Origin of the sequence: Bradyrhizobium sp. 159 (assembly GCF_023073795.1) — a bacterium.
In the GTDB taxonomy this organism is placed as follows: domain Bacteria; phylum Pseudomonadota; class Alphaproteobacteria; order Rhizobiales; family Xanthobacteraceae; genus Bradyrhizobium.
The window spans coordinates 140,398-157,827 of record NZ_JADPKE010000090.1 but is presented as its reverse complement, the minus strand read 5'-3'; the positions used below and the strand labels follow the sequence as shown (position 1 = coordinate 157,827).

15 protein-coding genes, 1 tRNA gene and 2 pseudogenes are annotated in these 17,430 nt (G+C 64.3%); 5 read left to right on the top strand and 13 right to left on the bottom strand.

What is annotated here, in order from left to right; translation table 11 throughout:
* Positions 1-31: 31 nt before the first annotated feature.
* Positions 32-448 carry a large conductance mechanosensitive channel protein MscL gene (gene mscL, locus IVA96_RS28585; protein ID WP_247277185.1) on the bottom strand — a complete coding sequence of 139 codons (417 nt, stop codon included), beginning with the start codon at positions 446-448 and terminating at the stop codon, positions 32-34.
* Positions 449-500: 52 nt separating this feature from the next.
* The gene (dapA, locus tag IVA96_RS28580; RefSeq protein WP_247420669.1) at positions 501-1,391 is read right to left on the bottom strand and encodes a 4-hydroxy-tetrahydrodipicolinate synthase; all 891 of its coding nucleotides are present in this window, start codon (positions 1,389-1,391) and stop codon (positions 501-503) included.
* A gap of 279 nt (positions 1,392-1,670) precedes the next feature.
* Here dapA and IVA96_RS28575 point away from each other — a divergent pair, with 279 nt between their 5' ends.
* Entirely contained in the window at positions 1,671-4,100 is a 2,430-nt protein-coding gene (locus IVA96_RS28575; RefSeq protein WP_247277184.1) for a lytic transglycosylase domain-containing protein, read from the top strand.
* A gap of 270 nt (positions 4,101-4,370) precedes the next feature.
* Here IVA96_RS28575 and IVA96_RS28570 read toward each other — a convergent pair.
* From IVA96_RS28570 to IVA96_RS28530, 9 genes are all read right to left on the bottom strand, one after another.
* Positions 4,371-4,464 (bottom strand) — tRNA-Ser (locus tag IVA96_RS28570).
* 400 nt (positions 4,465-4,864) lie between these two features.
* Positions 4,865-5,131, bottom strand: coding sequence for a hypothetical protein (locus IVA96_RS28565; protein WP_247277033.1), 267 nt, complete (start codon positions 5,129-5,131; stop codon positions 4,865-4,867).
* Between the two features lie 1,535 nt (positions 5,132-6,666).
* Complete coding sequence (gatB, locus tag IVA96_RS28560) at positions 6,667-8,145, bottom strand: Asp-tRNA(Asn)/Glu-tRNA(Gln) amidotransferase subunit GatB (RefSeq protein ID WP_247420665.1); 1,479 nt, start codon at positions 8,143-8,145, stop codon at positions 6,667-6,669.
* Complete coding sequence (locus IVA96_RS28555) at positions 8,142-8,444, bottom strand: hypothetical protein (protein WP_247277031.1); 303 nt, start codon at positions 8,442-8,444, stop codon at positions 8,142-8,144. The genes gatB and IVA96_RS28555 overlap by 4 nt, the downstream gene beginning before the upstream one ends.
* Positions 8,435-9,910, bottom strand: coding sequence for an Asp-tRNA(Asn)/Glu-tRNA(Gln) amidotransferase subunit GatA (gene gatA, locus IVA96_RS28550; protein ID WP_247420662.1), 1,476 nt, complete (start codon positions 9,908-9,910; stop codon positions 8,435-8,437). Before gatA ends, IVA96_RS28555 begins: the two co-directional genes overlap by 10 nt.
* Entirely contained in the window at positions 9,907-10,119 is a 213-nt protein-coding gene (locus IVA96_RS28545; RefSeq protein ID WP_247277029.1) for a hypothetical protein, read from the bottom strand. The genes gatA and IVA96_RS28545 overlap by 4 nt, the downstream gene beginning before the upstream one ends.
* 18 nt (positions 10,120-10,137) lie before the next feature.
* Positions 10,138-10,425 carry an Asp-tRNA(Asn)/Glu-tRNA(Gln) amidotransferase subunit GatC gene (gatC, locus tag IVA96_RS28540; protein ID WP_247420659.1) on the bottom strand — a complete coding sequence of 96 codons (288 nt, stop codon included), beginning with the start codon at positions 10,423-10,425 and terminating at the stop codon, positions 10,138-10,140.
* 77 nt (positions 10,426-10,502) lie between these two features.
* Positions 10,503-11,579: a nitronate monooxygenase family protein gene (locus tag IVA96_RS28535; RefSeq protein WP_247277027.1), complete on the bottom strand. Its 1,077-nt coding sequence runs from the start codon at positions 11,577-11,579 to the stop codon at positions 10,503-10,505.
* Positions 11,580-11,603: 24 nt separating this feature from the next.
* The gene (locus IVA96_RS28530) at positions 11,604-12,611 is read right to left on the bottom strand and encodes a nitronate monooxygenase (RefSeq protein WP_247277026.1); all 1,008 of its coding nucleotides are present in this window, start codon (positions 12,609-12,611) and stop codon (positions 11,604-11,606) included.
* A 96-nt stretch (positions 12,612-12,707) separates the two neighbouring features.
* Here IVA96_RS28530 and IVA96_RS28525 point away from each other — a divergent pair, with 96 nt between their 5' ends.
* Both IVA96_RS28525 and IVA96_RS35920 read left to right on the top strand, forming a co-directional pair.
* A complete protein-coding gene (locus IVA96_RS28525; RefSeq protein WP_247277025.1) occupies positions 12,708-13,598 on the top strand; it encodes a LysR family transcriptional regulator in 891 nt (296 codons plus the stop codon).
* A 200-nt stretch (positions 13,599-13,798) separates the two neighbouring features.
* Positions 13,799-14,732, top strand: a pseudogene (locus IVA96_RS35920) (cyclase family protein).
* Between the two features lie 206 nt (positions 14,733-14,938).
* On the opposite strand, the pseudogene IVA96_RS28510 reads toward IVA96_RS35920, so the two are convergent.
* Positions 14,939-15,192: pseudogene (locus tag IVA96_RS28510) on the bottom strand (hypothetical protein).
* Between the two features lie 45 nt (positions 15,193-15,237).
* On the opposite strand from IVA96_RS28510, the gene ruvX reads away from it, so the two are divergent.
* On the top strand, positions 15,238-15,729 hold the full coding sequence (gene ruvX, locus IVA96_RS28505) for a Holliday junction resolvase RuvX (protein ID WP_247277022.1): 492 nt from the start codon (positions 15,238-15,240) through the stop codon (positions 15,727-15,729).
* A 3-nt stretch (positions 15,730-15,732) separates the two neighbouring features.
* Positions 15,733-16,656: an AEC family transporter gene (locus IVA96_RS28500; protein WP_247277021.1), complete on the top strand. Its 924-nt coding sequence runs from the start codon at positions 15,733-15,735 to the stop codon at positions 16,654-16,656.
* On the opposite strand, the gene IVA96_RS28495 is transcribed toward IVA96_RS28500, so the two are convergent.
* Complete coding sequence (locus IVA96_RS28495) at positions 16,653-17,417, bottom strand: type II CAAX endopeptidase family protein (protein ID WP_247277020.1); 765 nt, start codon at positions 17,415-17,417, stop codon at positions 16,653-16,655. The genes IVA96_RS28500 and IVA96_RS28495 overlap by 4 nt on opposite strands.
* Positions 17,418-17,430 lie beyond the last annotated feature (13 nt).

The window sequence follows — 17,430 nt, the reverse complement described above, 5'->3', positions numbered from 1 at the left end:
GGATTCTAACAGGTCGGATGAAGCGCGCGCGTCAAGACTTCTTGAGGAGATCACGGATCTCGGTCAGCAGCTCGACCTCGGCCGACGGCTTCGGCGGAGCGGCAGGTGCCGCCTCCTCTTTGCGCTTCAAGGTATTCATGGCGCGGATCACCAGGAAGAGCACGAAGGCGATGATGATGAAGTTGATCGTCAGCGTGAGAAAGCTGCCCCAAGCAAGTACGGCGCCTTGCTTTTTTGCATCGGCTAAGTTGGTGGCTGTGACCTTCGCCGACAAGGGGGTGAAGTAGTTCGAGAAGTCGAGTCCGCCGGTGACGGCGCCGATGATCGGCATGATGACATCGCCGACCAGCGAGTTGACGATGGCACCGAAGGCCGCGCCGATGATGACGCCGACCGCGAGATCGACGACGTTCCCCTTCATGGCGAACTCGCGGAACTCCTTGAGCATACGCGTGCCCTTTTCCTCGACGCTCATGAAAGGCTCCCCGAAGGCCAACGCGTCAGTTGATCAGGCCCGCGTGCACCATCGCGCTGCGCACGGCAACGCGGGTCGGCTCGGAGACCGGCACCATCGGGAGCCGCAGCGTCTCGTCCAGCTTGCCGAGCAGCGACATCGCGTATTTGATCGGCGCAGGATTGCTCTCGATGAAAAGGTTGTTGTGCAGCGGCATCAGCTTGTCATGCAGCTTCAAGGCGGTGGCATGGTCGCCCTTCTGCCAGGCGACGTGGAACTCCGAACACAAGCGCGGCGCGACGTTCGAGGTCACCGAGATGCAGCCGTGGCCGCCATGGGCCATGTAGCCGAGGGTGGTTGCGTCCTCGCCGGAGAGCTGATTGAAATCCTCGCCCATCGCCGCGCGCTGCTGCGACACGCGGACCATGCTGGCGGTGGCGTCCTTCACGCCGGCGATGTTGTTGAGCTCCCACAAGCGCTTCATGGTGTCGACCGACATGTCGATCACCGAGCGCGGCGGAATGTTGTAGATGATGATGGGGATGCCGATCGCGTCGTTGATCGCCTTGAAGTGCTGATACATGCCTTCCTGGGTCGGCTTGTTGTAGTAGGGCGTGACGACCAGCACGGCATCGGCGCCCGCCTTCTCGGCGTGCTGGGAGAGTTCGATGGCCTCTTTGGTCGAGTTGGAGCCGGCGCCCGCGATCACCGGCACGCGGCCCTTGGCTTCAGCGATGCACCATTCGACGACCTTCTTGTGCTCGTCGTGGCTGAGCGTCGGGCTCTCGCCGGTGGTGCCGACCGGGACCAGGCCGTTGGTGCCCTCTGAAATCTGCCAATTCACCAGGGAGCGGAACGCCGCCTCGTCCAGCGAGCCGTTCTTGAACGGCGTGACCAAGGCGGTGAACGACCCCCGGAATTTCGTCTTGGCTGCCATGGACTTCCTCCGTACGCGGCGATCTCTTGAGCAAGGCCCATTCATATCGGGTCTGTCCGGCCGGTAAAAGGCCCGCCGCGTGTGACTCACCGTTTAGGCCGCGATTTTGCCGCGGTGATGGTGCAAATCGGCCCGAGGTAAGCGGCTGTTGGTATTTTGTCCGCATATTCAATCAAATTCAGCTAGATCTTGGGCCACTTGACTGATTCGGGGCGACGAAACGCCGTGACCTCCCTCCCTCGTGCCGCATGGCGATCCACCGGTCTGGTCGTGTGCCTGATGGCAGGGCTGTCGGTCGGCTGTGCTGCCTTGGCCAAGTCCAATGACAAGTCCAACGAGACGACTGCGGACGAGGCTAAGAATTCCGCGAAGCCAGCCGCCAAGGACTCGTCCAAGGGAACCGGCAAGGCAACTTCGAAGGATACGGCCAAGGGGGCCAGCAAGGGTGCCGCCAGCGCCCCGGCGAAAGATACCGCGAAGAAATCTGCCAAGGACGCTGGGACGAACGCCGGCAAGGAACCCGCGAAGGACAGGCCAAAACCCGCGGCAGCGCCCAATCCCACGGCAGCGTCCAAGCCCGCGGCAGCATCCAAGCCCGCGACAGCTCCCCCCGCGCCAGCATCAAAACCGGCCGCCAACGGCGCGCCGCCCAAAACCGCACCCGCCCCGGCTTCAACGGCCACCGTCAGACCGGCCGCCCCGGCCGCGGCCAAACCCGTCGCAGCTCCCGTGCTGGCTCCTGCGACCCGCCAGCATGCAGCGCCGCGCAAGCCGGTCATACCGGCTGCGGTCGCCGCAACGTCGTCGACCTCGCAGGCCGACAAGGACACGCTGGAGACCGTCATCGAGCTCGTGCGCAAGCGCAAGGCGGGCGATGCCACCAATTATGCAGCTTCGATCTTGGATCCCGTCGCGCGAAAGCTCGCGGAATGGATCATCCTGCGCAGCGAGGACAATGGCGCGACCGTGGAGCGCTACCGCGCCTTCCTGTCCGCCAATCCGAGCTGGCCGTCGCAGACTTTCCTCCGCCGGCGCCTGGAGGCCGCGATGTGGGACGACAGGCGCGACGATTCAGTTGCGTGGTCGTGGTTCGAGAATGAGTCGCCGATCTCCGCCAAGGGCCGCTTCACGCTCGCCAAGGCGATGCTGGCGCGCGGCGACCGCGCCAACGCCGAGCGGCTGGTGCGCGACGCCTGGCGCAGCGATCCGATGTCGGAGGACACCGAGAACAACGCGCTCGACCAGTTCGGCGCCCTGCTGACGCCAGGCGATCAGAAGGCGCGGATGGACACTTTGCTCTACGGCAGCGAGAACGAGGCCGCGCTGCGCGCCGCCAAGCGCCTTGGCGCCGGCTATGTCGCGCTCGCCAAGGCTCGCATCGCCGCCGTCAAGAAGGCGCCGAACGCGCGCGCGCTGCTCGACGCCGTGCCGCGTGAGCTGCACAACGATCCCGGCTTCGTCTTCAGCAAGATCCAGCTCCTGCGCCGCGAGGAGAAGTTTGCCGAAGCGGCGCAGCTCATGCTGTCGGCGCCGAAGGATCCGAACCGGCTCTACAATCTCGACGAATGGTGGATCGAGCGGCGCCTCCTGGCGCGCAAGATGATCGACACCGAGGAATTCCGCAGCGCCTATCTGATCGCGCGCGATGCCGCCCTGCCCTCGCGCGACATCTACAAGACCGAGCAGGAATTTACAGCGGGCTGGATCGCACTCCGCTTCCTCAACGATCCCGCGACCGCCGCCCAGCATTTCGCCCGCATCGGGGTCGGCAGCGTCAATCCGACGACGCTAGCGCGCGCCGGCTATTGGCAGGGCCGCGCCGCGGAAGCGATGGGCCGCCAGCAGGAGGCGCGCAACGCCTATGCCCGCGCAGCCGAGCAGTCGACCAGCTATTACGGCCAGCTCGCGCGCGCAAAACTCGGACTGCCCCAGATCGAGCTCCACAGTCAGCCGCGGGGCCGCGGCGCCGAGCGGCTCGAGATCGTGCGCGCCGCGCAACTGCTCTACGAGCTTGACGAGCGTGAGATAGCAGTGCCGTTGCTCGCCGACATGGGCGAGAACGGCGATCCCGAAGCGCTTGCCGGCCTTGGCGAGCTCACCCAGCGCTACGGCGACGCGCGCGGCATGCTGCTGCTCGGCAAGGCCGCACTCAATCGCGGCCTGCCGTTCGACTTCTACGCCTATCCCGTCAACGGCATTCCGCAGTTCACGCCGATCGGGCCCGAGGTCGAGCGCAGCATCGTCTATGCGATCGCGCGACAGGAGAGCGCGTTCAATCCGTCGGTGGTCTCGCCGGCGCAGGCCTACGGGCTGATGCAGGTGACGCCGGACGCCGCGCGCTACGTTTGCAAACGCCACGGCGCGACTTACGACCTGTCCCGGCTGAAGAACGATTCGGTCTACAACGCCACGCTCGGCTCGGCCGAACTCGGTGGGCTGCTCGAGGATTATCGCGGCTCCTACATCATGACCTTTGCCGCCTACAATGCCGGTCGCGGCAGCGTGAAGAAATGGGTCGAGCGCTACGGCGATCCACGCGATCCGAAAGTTGACGCGGTCGATTGGGTGGAGCTGATTCCGTTCTCCGAGACGCGCAATTACGTGCAGCGGATCATGGAAAACCTTCAGGTCTACCGCGCCCGCTTCGGCGGCGGCACCCGGTTGCAGATCGAGGCCGACCTGCGCCGCGGCACCGGCAGCGTGGAATAGCCGCGCCATCTTTCGGGTGAAAGCATGCCCGCCGTATCTGGTCGCCGTGCGCGGGTCGATGCCCGAATCTTGTTCCAGATCAGCTGGATGGCGGCGTCCTGAGCTTGGCTCCCTTGGCCTTAACTCCGGTTAGCCGCCTTCCCTCTCGCAACATACTGTCCTGGTTACAGTTTCTGCGATAGCGCCATGCGGTCACGGCGACACCCGCCGTAGAGGCGGCAGTATTCTAGGGGCGGGCGCGGGGGATATTGAAGATCAGTACAGCTCGGCTGGCGGAGACGGAGGGATTCGAACCCTCGATAGGCCTTTACAAGCCTATAACGGTTTAGCAAACCGCCGCCTTCAGCCACTCGGCCACGTCTCCAATATGCCGGGTATGCCCGACACGGCGGCGAGCCGCAAGCGGCAGAATTGAGGTCGGCGGGTTCTTTTCACCTGAAAGCTGCCAGGCGGGCGGCTGCTCAGGCACGCGAAAGGATCCGCAGCGCGCGACCACCGATGCGTGCCGCCTTATGTATGTCTCCGCCTCGGGCGACCGGACCGCCGGATCGCCAATGCGAGGACGAGATCGGCACCGCCTCGCCGGCCAGACGTTGAACCAGACGCCGGATTGCGCCGGCATGGAAAGTCCGAGACCTTGATCTTGGACACACCGGCCTCGTGCAGCCGGCAGGGTTCCAGGTCATCAGGCGATCTGAATCGCAGCCCTGCCCCATGCTCAACCGGACGTACCCGTAAGGGCGGTTCCGGATGCGATTTTCCGCTCAGTGAGCGGAAACCCACGCCCTCGCCTCACGCTGCGCGGCCGAGATCTCGGCCTCCGACATCTGCCCGGCGACTTCCTGGCGCAGCGCGACGGCGTCCTTGCGGCCCTTCAGCGCGGCGAGGTTGAACCATTTATGCGCGGCGACGAGGTCGACGAGGCCGGAGCGGCCGCTCGCCCAGTACATCCCGCGTTCGAACAGCACGTCCGAGAGCGCGCTCGCGCCGATCGGCGTCGCCGTCTCCAGATCGAAAGTACCCTGAAACATGTCGCATCCCCTTTTTCTTATGCCGCCCCGTTTCCCCGAGCGCGGCTCCCGTCCAACTCTGATTTCGCATGATCCTTCCCGGAAAACCGGAAGACCACTTTTGCGCTGTTCAACTCATCCCCAAGGCTTTTGCCCATGCCGTTTGCCGGCTTGTGGAGCGATGATGGCGGGCAAATTTGAATGGCAGTTTAAGTATCGCGATGAAGCAGACGTAAACGCGAGCGCGCGGTGCTTGCGCACGGAATTCAAAAAGCGCCTGATTTGCAAGCACTTCTGCGCTTCGTCAGATTCGGTTTACCCTGCGATTTTGGGAGAACGATAACCATCGCGCAGGGTCGGACGCGCATTGTGGGGGTCCCGCGTGCCGCTTGCTGTCCTCGCCCGCGCAGGCGCGTGACCCGGTGTTCCGCCGATAGCAGTCATCAGTCGAGACGCCGCAGGTACTGGATCGCCCGGTCCAAGCCGGGCGATGACACCGCACACGTAGAACGGCGCTCGGGCTAGAGCAGACAGGCGACGTGGGCGCACGCCCCAGCCTTGCCCAAGGCAGGGCGAGCAAGCGCGCGGCCGCGTCGCAATCAGATCAGCAATGTCTGGGGAAAGGAATGCCGGCAATGCCCCGGCCTCAAGAGAACGAGGGCGTCGGCGAACACGTCAGGACCAGATTTCACGTTGGCGCGAAGGCCGCTTGTGAAATTGCGGAGCCCTTGAGGAGAACCGCACCGAACGAAGAAAACTCGTTTCTTCTGCCGGGCCGCAAGAGACGACCCGACCGTTGACCTGATGTCTCGCCGACACCCTCTATCGTCGACCAGAACCCTTAGGAGGCGCTGATGACGTGCCGGCTATCTAGAGCCGGCAACTTCAGAAGCGAAGTTACTTCTTCTTCTTCGCGACCTTGCGGGTCTTCTTCGCAGTCTTCTTCACTGCGCTCTTCGCCTTCTTCGCCTTCTTCGCTTTCTTGGCCATGTTGCCCTCCGATGTGTGAGATGGCTTTAATCGCTGCGTGCACTCGGGGATCGAATGCACTCATCCCGAATACACCAACACGAAGAAAAAAACAGCGTCTCGCTTAAAGAAGTGTTGACGACGCAACGCGCGTGCGCTTGGCGAGCGCGGCGCAAGCGCACTGCATTACATGTGCTTGCGATCGCAGAGAGTGGGCGCATCGTCGGCGTCTGCAACAGATGCGATTGCAGAAAAACACTATGCAGAAAGTATTTTTCTGCACACATGCATCGCGCATGATCGATGTGATGACGTGCCTCTTCGATCCCACGATTGCCGCGCGAAGGCGTTTCGCGGACTCTGAGTCGCGAGTTTTGGCAACGAAAAAATTTTCATGCTTAACGGCACGAAGGCCCGCCTGATCGTGTGCAAACCGCCGTTTTGCGCGAATCGCGTGCCTGCGATTCGGTCGCCGCATCGCTGTCGATGCGATGAAGTTCTGCCGCCGAGGATGCGCGCGAGCGCCGCACCGAGAGCCGACAACGAGGTGACGAAGCGTACTCGTCACCTCGTTCGAATGCGCGAGGCTAGACGCCGAGCTTGGACTTGAGCAGGTCGTTGACGCTCTGCGGGTTGGCCTTGCCGCCCGACGCCTTCATCACCTGGCCGACGAACCAGCCGAGCGACTGCGGCTTGTCCTTGACCTGCGCGGCCTTGTCGGGATTGGCCGCGATGATGTCGTCAACCACCTTTTCGATCGCCGAGAGGTCGGTGACCTGCTTCATGCCGCGGCTTTCCACCAGCGCGCGGGGGTCGCCGCCCTCCTGCCAGACGATCTCGAACAGATCCTTGGCGATCTTGCCTGAGATCGTGCCCTCGCCGATCAGGTCGATGATCGCGGCGAGTTGCTCGGCGTTGACGGGAGAGCCCGTAATATCCCGGCCTTCCTTGTTGAGACGGCCGAACAGCTCATTGATCACCCAGTTCGCCGCCATCTTGGCGTCGCGCGCGCGGTTGGCGAGCTTGTCGAGCACCGTCTCGTAGAACACCGCGCTCTCGCGCTCGGCGACCAGCACGCTCGCGTCATAGGCCGACAGGCCGAAGTCGGCGACGAAGCGCATCTTCTTCTTGTCCGGCAGCTCGGGCAGCTTCGCCTTCAGATCGTCGACGAACTCCTGGCTGAACTCCAGCGGCAGCAGGTCGGGATCGGGGAAGTAGCGGTAGTCATGCGCCTCTTCCTTGGACCGCATCGAGCGTGTCTCGCCCTTATTGGGGTCATAGAGCCGCGTCTCCTGCTCGATCGCGCCGCCGTCTTCCAAGATCTCGATCTGACGCCGCGCCTCGTACTCGATCGCCTGACCGATGAAGTTGATCGAGTTCATGTTCTTGATCTCGCAGCGGGTGCCGAGCGGACCGCCGGGCCGGCGTACCGAGACGTTGACATCGGCACGCAAGCTTCCCTTCTCCATGTCGCCGTCGCAGGTGCCGAGATAGCGCAGGATCGAGCGCAGCTTGGTCACATAGGCCTTGGCCTGCTCGGCATCGCGGATGTCGGGCTTGGAGACGATCTCCATCAGCGCCACGCCGCAGCGGTTGAGATCGACAAAGGACATGCTTGGCGACTGGTCATGCAGCAATTTGCCTGCATCCTGCTCCAGATGCAGCCGCTCGATGCCGATGGTGACGCTGCGGCCGCCGTCGAGCTCGATCAGCACCTCGCCCTCACCCACCACCGGCGATTTGTATTGGCTGATCTGGTAGCCTTGCGGCGAGTCCGGATAGAAATAGTTCTTGCGGTCAAACACCGAACGCAGATTGATCTTTGCGTTGAGGCCAAGCCCGGTCCGGACAGCCTGCCTGACGCATTCTTCGTTGATGACGGGCAGCATGCCCGGCATCGCGGCGTCGACCAGCGACACGTGGCTGTTCGGCTCCCCGCCGAATGTGGTCGAGGCGCCCGAGAACAGTTTTGAGTTCGAGATCACCTGGGCATGGATCTCCATGCCGATGACCATCTCCCAATCGCCGGTGGCGCCCTTGAGAAGCTTGTGCGTGGCCGTGCTCATGTCTTGCTCCCAAGCAGCGTGGCAGCGATCCGCTCCCACTCTGCTTCCAATGAATCCTTTGCCGCGGGCTGACCGGCCTGGCGGTACCAGTAGCCAGCATTGCCGAGATCACCTTCGACGCGGTGCAGATACGCATGCACCCACGCCGCCTCGCGGCTGCTCTCGTCCTGGACTATTCTGTGTGCGCGCTCCCAGTCGCCCTTGGCCGCCCACCAGAGGCCGGCGAGCGACGCGTTCAATTCCGGCGCAGGCGCCGCGCCGTCAAGGCTCGCGATGAACGCGGCGACATTCACCACCACCTCGCGGGCCTGAAGCGGCCGGCAGCCTGCTCGATCACCTCGCCGAGCGAGAACAGCGTCTCTTCGTCGAAGGGACGGCCGATCAGTTGCAAGCCGAGCGGCAGGCCCTGCGCGTCCTTGCCGGCGGGCACGGCGATGCCGGGCAGGCCCGCCATGTTCACGGTCACCGTGAAGATGTCGTTGAGGTACATCTCGACCGGATCGGCGCCGCCCTTCTCGCCGATGCCAAAGGCAGCCGACGGCGTCGCCGGCGTCAGGATGGCATCCACGCCTTTGGTGAAGCAGTCCTCGAAGTCCTTCTTGATCAGCGTACGTACTTTTTGCGCCCGCAGGTAATAGGCGTCGTAATAGCCGGCCGAGAGCACATAGGTGCCGATCATGACGCGGCGCTTCACCTCTGCGCCAAAGCCCTCGGCCCGGGTGTTTTCGTACAGCTCGATGATGTTCCTGCCCTGCTCGCGCAGGCCGTAGCGCACACCGTCATAGCGCGCGAGGTTGGAGGACGCCTCTGCCGGCGCCACGATGTAATAGGCCGGCAGCGCATATTTGGTGTGCGGCAGCGACACCTCGACAAGCTCGGCGCCGGCGCTCCTGAGCCAGTCCGCGCCCGCGCTCCAGAGTTTCTCGATCTCGGCCGGCATGCCGTCGAGACGATACTCCCTGGGGATGCCGATCTTCATGCCCTTCACGGACTTGCCGATCGCAGCCTCGTAGTCCGGCACGGGGATGTCGACCGAGGTCGTATCCTTCGGATCGTGCCCGGCCATCGAGCGCAGCAGCATCGCGGCATCGCGCACACTGCGCGCGATCGGGCCGGCCTGGTCGAGCGAGGAGGCAAAGGCGACGATGCCCCAGCGCGAGCAGCGGCCATAGGTCGGCTTGATGCCGACGGTCGCGGTGAACGCGGCCGGCTGGCGGATCGAGCCGCCGGTGTCGGTCGCGGTCGCGCCCATGCAGAGCAGCGCCGCTACGGCCGAGGCCGAACCGCCGGACGAGCCGCCCGGCACCAGCGTTGCGTTCGAACCGTCGCGCCGCCAGGGATTGCCGACCGGGCCGAAGCACGAGGTCTCGTTCGACGAACCCATCGCGAACTCGTCATTGTTGAGCTTGCCGAGCAACACCGCGCCGTCGCGCCAGAGCTGCGACGTCACGGTCGATTCGTAGGTCGGCACGAAATTGTCGAGGATCTTCGAGCACGCTGTGGTGCGCACGCCCTTGGTCGCGAACAGATCCTTGATCCCGAGCGGGATGCCGGCGAGCGGACCGGCGTCGCCCCTGGCGATTCTGGCGTCCGCCTCGCGCGCCATGCTGCGCGCCTGGTCCGGCGTCTCCATGACGAAGGCATTGAGCACGCGCGCAGCTTCGATCGCGGAAAGATGCGCATCGGTCAGCTCGAGCGACGTGAAAGTCTTGTCGGCGAGACCCTTGCGGGCCGCGGCGAGCGTCAGCGATGTCAAATCGGTCATTTATTGATCGGGCTACAGAAGAACGGAGACAGGGTCTTGTCGTTGGCCGGGTCGTCTTTTTTGGCGGCTGCTTTTGCGGCGGCCTCGATCTCGTCGAGCACGGCATTGACGGCGACGTCGGGATCGGCAGCCTTGCCCTGCCGCTCCATCTTGTCGAGATAGGTCATGTAGGCCTGATAGGCCTTCTCATCGTCGCAAAGCAGACACATCGGACCACGTCCTAAAAGTTACTCGACGACCTTCGGCACCTGGAAAAAGTGACCTTCGGTCGCGGGCGCGTTGGCAACGATATCATCGGCGATCCCGCCGTCCGTGACGACGTCCTGCCGTTTCTTCATCTGCATCGGCGTGACCGAGGTCATCGGCTCCACGCCCTCGACATTGACGTCCGAGAGCTGCTCGACGAAGGCGAGCATGGCGTTGAGTTCGCCCTGCAAATGCGGAACCTCGTCCTCGGAAACCGCAATGCGCGCCAGATGCGCGATGCGGCGGACGGTCGTGGCGTCGACGGACATTATATAAGGCCTCTCACGGCAAAACCTATGTGCCGTATAGCAGAGGCCGGTTTTGCGCCGCAACCGGCGCTTCCCACCTATCCAGCGAGCGCTTTCATGCGAGCTAGCGCCGATTTGGCGAGATCGCGGGTCAATTCGGCCGCGGGGACGTCCCGGCCGAGGGCCACGGCCTGCCCAGCCCAGAGATTGGTGAAATCCACCCTCCCCTGCTTTTCGGCAGCCGCTTTCAGGGGCCCGAGCGCGGTCGCAGCATGGGGAAAGGGAGGTGCATCCGGCGAGATCGGGCCAGCCTCGCGCATCAGCCGGTTCTGGACACCGCGCGCCGGACGACCGGTCATGACATTGGTGATGACAGTGGATTCGTCGCCCGCCTCGGCGAGGGCCTTGCGGCCTCCCGCCGTGACCTTGGATTCAGGACAGCGCAGATAGGCGCTGCCGATCTGCACACCGGATGCACCGAGCGCAAAGGCCGCGGCAATGCCGCGCCCATCCGCAATACCGCCGCAGGCGATCACCGGCACCTTCACGGCATCGACGACCTGCGGCACCAGCGCAAAGGTGCCGGGCTGCTCCGCGATCTTGTCGGTCAGGAACATGCCGCGATGACCGCCCGCCTCCGCGCCTTGCGCGATGATGGCGTCGACGCCGCGCTGCTCGAGCCAGACCGCTTCCTTCACCGTGGTGGCCGATGAGATCACGAGGCAGCCGGCTGCCTTCACACGCTTGAGCAGAGTTTGCTCCGGCAAGCCGAAGTGAAAGCTGACGACTTCCGGCTTCAGCTCCTCGACGACCTCACAGAAGGCCGCGTCGAACGGCGCACGGTTCGCCGCAGCGATCGGCGCCGCCGGATCAAGACCGTGCTCGGTGTAATAGCCCGCGAGCCGCTGCTTCCAGCGTGCCTCGGCCTCGGTCGTGAGTTCGACCGGCGTGTGGCAGAAAAAGTTCAGATTGACCGGCGCCTTCACGCTCTGGCGGATGAGACCAACCTGCTCGCGCGCCTTCTCCGGCGAGATCATCGCGCAAGGCAGCGACCCCAGCGCCCCGCCCCGCGCGGCCGCAATCACCAGCTCTGTATCCATCACGCCCGCCATCGGCGCTAGCACGATCGGGAATTCGATCTTGAAGAGATCGATCAGTCGACGGTCAGGCCACATGGTGTGTCTCTTTCTCGTTTTTGCTTACCCTCCCCTGGAGGGGGAGGGTGAAGAATTCTGCGCCGCGACTATCGAATTCCGCCGGCCCTCCAGCAACTGCTCCGCCTCAAGCGCAATCCGCTCGACGATCTCCGCGGCGGACGGAATGTCATGGATCAGTCCGACCGCCTCGCCGGCAAAAACCGCCGCGATCTCGAAATTGCCCGCGGCCTTCGCCGCAGCATACTCCACGGCGACCTCGCTTGCGCGCTGCATCAACTCGATCTCGCGGCCGGTCCAGCGCTTGATGTGATCATTGACCAGCGAGCGCGCGGTGAACGGCGCCGGCCAGAACAGATTTCGCGACCAGTCGAAGACGACGCCGCGCACGGTATTATTGCTGTCGGCGTCACGAATGCGCCGCTTCGCTTCCTCCGCGCCATTGGCCTCCACGCTCGCATAAAAGCGCGTGCCGATCAGCACGCCGGATGCGCCCAGCATCAACATTGCAGCGAGACCCCGGCCATCCGCGATACCGCCGGCCGCAACGACCGGCACGCGCCCTGCCGCGAGATCGACGATCGCAGGCACGATGTCGATCGTAGTGCGCGATGCGCCATGGCCGCCAGCCTCGGTACCCTGTGCGATCAGGATGTCCGCGCCAGCATCGAGCGCCTGCTTCGCCATGTCCTCACTCTGCACCTGGCAGATCAATCGCGCGCCGCCCGCCTTGATGCGCGGCGCGAACGGCGCGGGATCGCCAAACGACAGCATGATGGCCTGCGGCTGGGCGTCCAACGCAATGTCGAGGAGCTCCGGCTGTTTTGCCAGGCTCCAGGTGATGAAGCCGACACCGAACGGCGCAAGACCCTTCAGCTCCTTGGTTTCGGCCTCCAGCCGGGCCCGGTCGCCGTAGCCACCACCCAAGATTCCGAAGCCGCCGGCACCGCTGACGGCACGGATCAACCGGCTGCCTGCAATGGTGTCCATGGGAGCCGACAGAATGGGATGCTTGATCCCCAGAAGCTCGGTCAGTGGCGTGGCGATCGGCATGCGTCCTCCCACTCTGGACAGGAACACTAGCCGCGAATAGCATTCTCTAAAATTGAATTCTAGAGAACGCTGCCATCTCAAATGCGGAACGATGCCATGGAACTCAGTGATCTCCAGACCTTTGCCGTGGTCGCCCGTACCGGCGGCATCACGCGCGCCGCCGAAGAGCTCAATACCGTGCAGTCCAACGTCACGCAGCGCGTCAAGGCGCTGGAAGCCGAGATCGGCACGCCGCTGTTCGAACGTCACAGCCGCGGCATGACGCTGACCGGTGCCGGCAAACGCCTCCTGCCCTATGCGCAAAAAATGGCGGCGCTCTCGCGTGAAGCCGTGCTCGCCGCGCAAGATGACGGTGAGCCGAAGGGACCGCTCGCGATTGGATCGATGGAGACCACCGCGGCCGTGCGGCTGCCGCCCGTGCTGGCGGATTTCCACCGCCGTTTTCCTGCCGTGCGCCTTTCTCTGCGCACCGCGCCGACCGCAGACCTCGTCGCCGCCGTGCTCGACGGCTCGCTCGACGGCGCCTTCGTCGCGGGTCCCATCGCGCATGCCGAGCTCATTGCGACGAGCGCCTTCCGCGAAGAGCTGGTGCTGGTCAGCGCGCGGCGCTGGGCTTCGTTGGCCGAGCTGCGCGCCGGCACGCCGGAGCCCGGCCCGACGGCGCTGGTGTTCCGCACCGGCTGCACCTACCGCCAACGGCTCGAGCAGGTGTTCGTCGAGTTCGGCTGGCCGTCGGCGGCGCGCTTCGAGCTCGGCACGCTGGATGGCATGATCGGCTGCGTCGCTGCCGACATGGGCGTGACGCTGCTGCCGCGCATTGTGGTCGAACGCAGCGCGATGAACGGAAGCGTGTCGATCCACGCGCTGGGCGCCTCGCACGCCCGCGCCGAAACGCTTTTCATCCAGCGCTGCGCCGGACACCAAACCAGCGCGCTCTCCGGTTTTGCCGCGTGCCTGACGAAGGATGACGACGTCATCGCGGCCTGACGCGGCGCAATTCGTTCCACCGCGCGAAATTCGCTGTCACAACTCTGTCGCACCTGAATTCGTCGTGCCCTGCGGATGCCGTGCTCGGCCGTCGCAGCGCAATACGTCGAAAAGTTTGAAGCGTCCGACTGTTCTGCGTTACGATGCGTCACTGGCCGGCGCGAAACCATAACGAAGCCAAAACATCGGGAGGACTATCAATGCGCAATACCCTCGTGTTGTGCTGTGTCGCTGCGTTGTCGGCGATAACAGGAACTGCAAGTGCACAGGACTGGACCAAATCAAAATGGGGTCCGAACGACGAGATCGGCGCCGCCAACTACATGACACCCGAACTCGTGGTGAAAGCCGCCTCACTGGTGAAGACCGGCAAGACCTATGCCTTCGGCATTCCCGTCACGCCGCAGACACCAGCCTATCCGCCGCGCGCGTTCAAGCTGACCATTGTGCAGCCCGGACAAGCCGGCAGCCCGGGTCTCGGTCCTAACAAGGCGACCTATAACGACGACATCCTCGACACCTGGGTCGGCATCGGCAGCCAGCTCGATGGGCTCGGCCATCTCGGCATCGAGCACGTCTTACAACGGCAACAAGCTCGCCGATTTCGCCGATCCTAACGGGTTGAAGAAGCTCGGCATCGAGAAGGTGCCGCCGATGGTCACCCGTGGCGTCCTGCTCGACATGGCCGCTTATTTCAAGACCGACGTGGTGAAGGAAGGCACCGCCTTCAACGTCAAGGAGATCGAGGAGGCCGCCAAGCAGCAGAACGTCGAAATCCGTCAGGGCGACGTCGTCATCTTCCACACCGGCTGGCTCAGCCTGATCGGCAAGGACGATAAACGCTATTCGGCCGCCGAGCCCGGCCTCGGTGTCGAGGGTGCGAAGTACCTGACCGGCAAGGGCGTCGTCGCGGTTGGCGCCGACACCTGGGGTCTCGAGGTGCTGCCGTTCGAATCCAAGAACGTGTTTGAGGTACACCAGATCCTGCTCGCGATGAACGGGACCTACATCCTGGAGAACATGGACACGGCTGCGCTTGCCCGGGACAAGGGCTACGAATTCCTGTTCGTACTTGGCCAGCCGCGCTGGACCGGCGGCGTACAGGCGATGATCAATCCGATCGCGATCCGCTGACGCCTGTAACGGGCCTAGAGCATGATCCGGAAAAGTTGCGGCGGTTTTCCGAAGAGATCATGCTCAACAAAAACCCAAAGCGCGATGGCAATTCATCCTAATCTCCTCGCGTTTTGGCCGAAGCCGGGTGAGGGTCCTTCAGCGTCTCTGTAGAGCGCACCGCTACCCTCACCCGAACGCCGCGTCGGTTTCGCGGCCCGGCCGATTTAGAAAGGCTCTCTTCGGGTGGGTCCGAAGACGAGCCTCCGTCGCTGGCCCTTCCGGTGCCACCGCCGCAGCGCCACGAGAGTCCAGATCGCCTCGACGAGCCCGAACGGCCAAGCGCCCTGCAAGAAGCCATAGGCCGAGCCGAGTGCGCAGCACGCCGCGAACAGCGGCACGAACCAATGGCTGCGGTCTTCCAATGCATAGCAGACCAGCATCGCCGTCACGGCAAGCCGAATAGTGTCACTGCATCCATGTCCAGGGTTCACTCCGCAGCGCGACGCGTGATATGCGCTAAGCCATGCCGGCTCTTATCCTGCCTCTCGTCGATGCTGCAACACACTGGCCCGCGCGCGGCGCGCTGGTCGGGCTTGACTTAGGCACGAAAACCATCGGCGTTGCCGTGTCCGATCCCGACCGGCGGTTGGCTACCGGCGTCGAGACGATCCAGCGCAAGGCGTTCAAGCAGGATGCCGCCCGGCTGCTCGCCATCGCGGCTGAACGCAGGGCAGCCGGTTTCGTGCTCGGCCTGCCCATCAACATGGACGGCAGCGAGGGCCCGCGCGCGCAATCCACCCGTGCCTTCGCCCGCAATCTTGCCGGCCTGACCGCGCTCCCCATCGGCCTCTGGGACGAGCGCCTCTCGACGGCGGCAGTCGAGCGCGAGCTGATCGGCATGGACGTCAGCCGCGCCAAGCGCGCCGAGGTGATCGACGAGCACGCGGCGATCTTCATCCTGCAAGGCGCGCTCGACCGCCTTGCCAATCTTCGCGCTGGCCCGGGGACGGACTGATTCATGGCCGTCGTGATCGCGGCGCTGCTGCCGGTCTTCATCCTCATCGTGCTCGGTGTCGTGCTGAAGCGCAGCCTGATGCGGCTCGATGCGCAGTGGCAAGGGTTGGAGCGGCTGACCTACTTCGTGCTGTTTCCGATGCTGCTGATCCAGACGCTGGTGAAGGCGGACCTCTCCAAGGTACCGGTCGCCGGGGTCGGCGGCGCGCTGCTGCTGTCAGCGCTCGCGATGTCACTCTTGTGCCTTGCACTGCGCCCCGCCCTTACCCGGCTCGGCATCGACGGCCCCGCCTTCACCTCGATTTTTCAGGGCGCAACGCGCTGGCAGACCTTCGTCGGACTGTCGGTCGCAGCCAATATGTTCGGCGACGTCGGGCTGGCGCTCGCCTCCGTAGCGATGGTCGCGATCATTCCCCTGGTCAACGTGTTGAGCGTCGTGGTGCTCGCCCATTACGCCGCCCCCGAAAAGCAGTCCGCACGCGCCATCGTCATGACGGTGGTTCGTAATCCCCTGATCTGGGCCTGCGTGATCGGCCTTGCCGTCAATCTGACGCACCTGCCGCTGCCGAAACTCTGGCACGAGGTGGCGGATGCGCTGAGCCGCTCCTCGCTGGCGATCGGCCTGCTGGTCACCGGTGCCGGCCTGCATCTCGAAGGTCTCTTGCGCCCGAGCCTCGGCGCGGCCACCGGCGTCGTTTTCAAGCTCGCGCTGATGCCCGCGCTCGCGCTGGGGCTCGGCGCCTGGTTCGGGCTCTCCGGCGACAGCCTCGCGATCGTCGCGATCTGCGCGGCGGTGCCGACCTCGCCCAGCGCCTATGTCTTGGCCCGCCAGATGGGCGGCGACGCGCCGCTGCTGGCGCAGATCATCACGCTGCAAACGATTTTTGCGGCCATCACGATGCCGGTCGCGATCGCGCTGGCCGCCTAACTTGCCAACCACATCGTCAGCACCACTGCGGTCAGATTGTTGAGCGCATGCAACACGACCGTGAGCCAGAGCGAATTGGCACGGTAGCGCATGTAGCCAAACCACAGGCCGATGGTGAAAACCTCGGCGAGAAAATACATGTCGTATTGCAGGTGCACGATTGTCCACACCAGCGACGACAGGATGATCGCGCCGGGCACGCGCAAGAAGCTCGCAGACCAGCCGCGATAGAGGAAGCCCCGCGCCAACACTTCTTCCGACATGGGCGCCGCCACACTGAAGGCAAACAGCAGCACCATTGCGGCGCCCTTGTCGCGACCTGATTTCAACAAATCTGTCATGAAGCCCGGCGTCGCCTCGCGGCCGAGCGCGCGCGACATTGTCTCCCAGGCCAACACGATCAGGACCAGGCCGACCGCGCCGAACAGCAGCTGCTTCCAGGACGGCCAATGCAGCGCGAGATAATCCACGAAGGACGCCTTCTTGATGCGAATGGCAAGCCAGACCACGGCCAGCGTCGACGGCAGGCCCATGGCCACTGACAGCGCAAGCGCCTGGGGCTCATGGCCGACGACTTGCAGCGAGGCGAGATCCATGGGCAGACCACGCTGCGCTACCAGCAGAACGATCGCGCCGATCTGCCCGACGAACATCGCGAGGAAGATGAGGAGACCCCACAGTGCGGTGCTCCAGAACATCCAGACCCGCGGCGTCGCAGGCGTCATGGTGAGCGGCGGATGGTCGGGATTGAGGGAATCCATCAAAAGGCTTTCG

What these genes read in the sequence shown, in the direction of transcription:
- mscL (WP_247277185.1), bottom strand. Translation starts at nt 448, where the DNA reads ATGCTCAAGGAGTTCCGCGAGTTCGCCATGAAGGGGAACGTCGTCGAT.
- dapA (WP_247420669.1), bottom strand. Translation starts at nt 1,391, where the DNA reads ATGGCAGCCAAGACGAAATTCCGGGGGTCGTTCACCGCCTTGGTCACG.
- IVA96_RS28575 (WP_247277184.1), top strand. Translation starts at nt 1,671, where the DNA reads ATGGCAGGGCTGTCGGTCGGCTGTGCTGCCTTGGCCAAGTCCAATGAC.
- IVA96_RS28565 (WP_247277033.1), bottom strand. Translation starts at nt 5,131, where the DNA reads ATGTTTCAGGGTACTTTCGATCTGGAGACGGCGACGCCGATCGGCGCG.
- gatB (WP_247420665.1), bottom strand. Translation starts at nt 8,145, where the DNA reads ATGAGCACGGCCACGCACAAGCTTCTCAAGGGCGCCACCGGCGATTGG.
- gatA (WP_247420662.1), bottom strand. Translation starts at nt 9,910, where the DNA reads ATGACCGATTTGACATCGCTGACGCTCGCCGCGGCCCGCAAGGGTCTC.
- IVA96_RS28545 (WP_247277029.1), bottom strand. Translation starts at nt 10,119, where the DNA reads ATGTGTCTGCTTTGCGACGATGAGAAGGCCTATCAGGCCTACATGACC.
- gatC (WP_247420659.1), bottom strand. Translation starts at nt 10,425, where the DNA reads ATGTCCGTCGACGCCACGACCGTCCGCCGCATCGCGCATCTGGCGCGC.
- IVA96_RS28535 (WP_247277027.1), bottom strand. Translation starts at nt 11,579, where the DNA reads ATGTGGCCTGACCGTCGACTGATCGATCTCTTCAAGATCGAATTCCCG.
- IVA96_RS28530 (WP_247277026.1), bottom strand. Translation starts at nt 12,611, where the DNA reads ATGCCGATCGCCACGCCACTGACCGAGCTTCTGGGGATCAAGCATCCC.
- IVA96_RS28525 (WP_247277025.1), top strand. Translation starts at nt 12,708, where the DNA reads ATGGAACTCAGTGATCTCCAGACCTTTGCCGTGGTCGCCCGTACCGGC.
- ruvX (WP_247277022.1), top strand. Translation starts at nt 15,238, where the DNA reads ATGCCGGCTCTTATCCTGCCTCTCGTCGATGCTGCAACACACTGGCCC.
- IVA96_RS28500 (WP_247277021.1), top strand. Translation starts at nt 15,733, where the DNA reads ATGGCCGTCGTGATCGCGGCGCTGCTGCCGGTCTTCATCCTCATCGTG.
- IVA96_RS28495 (WP_247277020.1), bottom strand. Translation starts at nt 17,417, where the DNA reads ATGGATTCCCTCAATCCCGACCATCCGCCGCTCACCATGACGCCTGCG.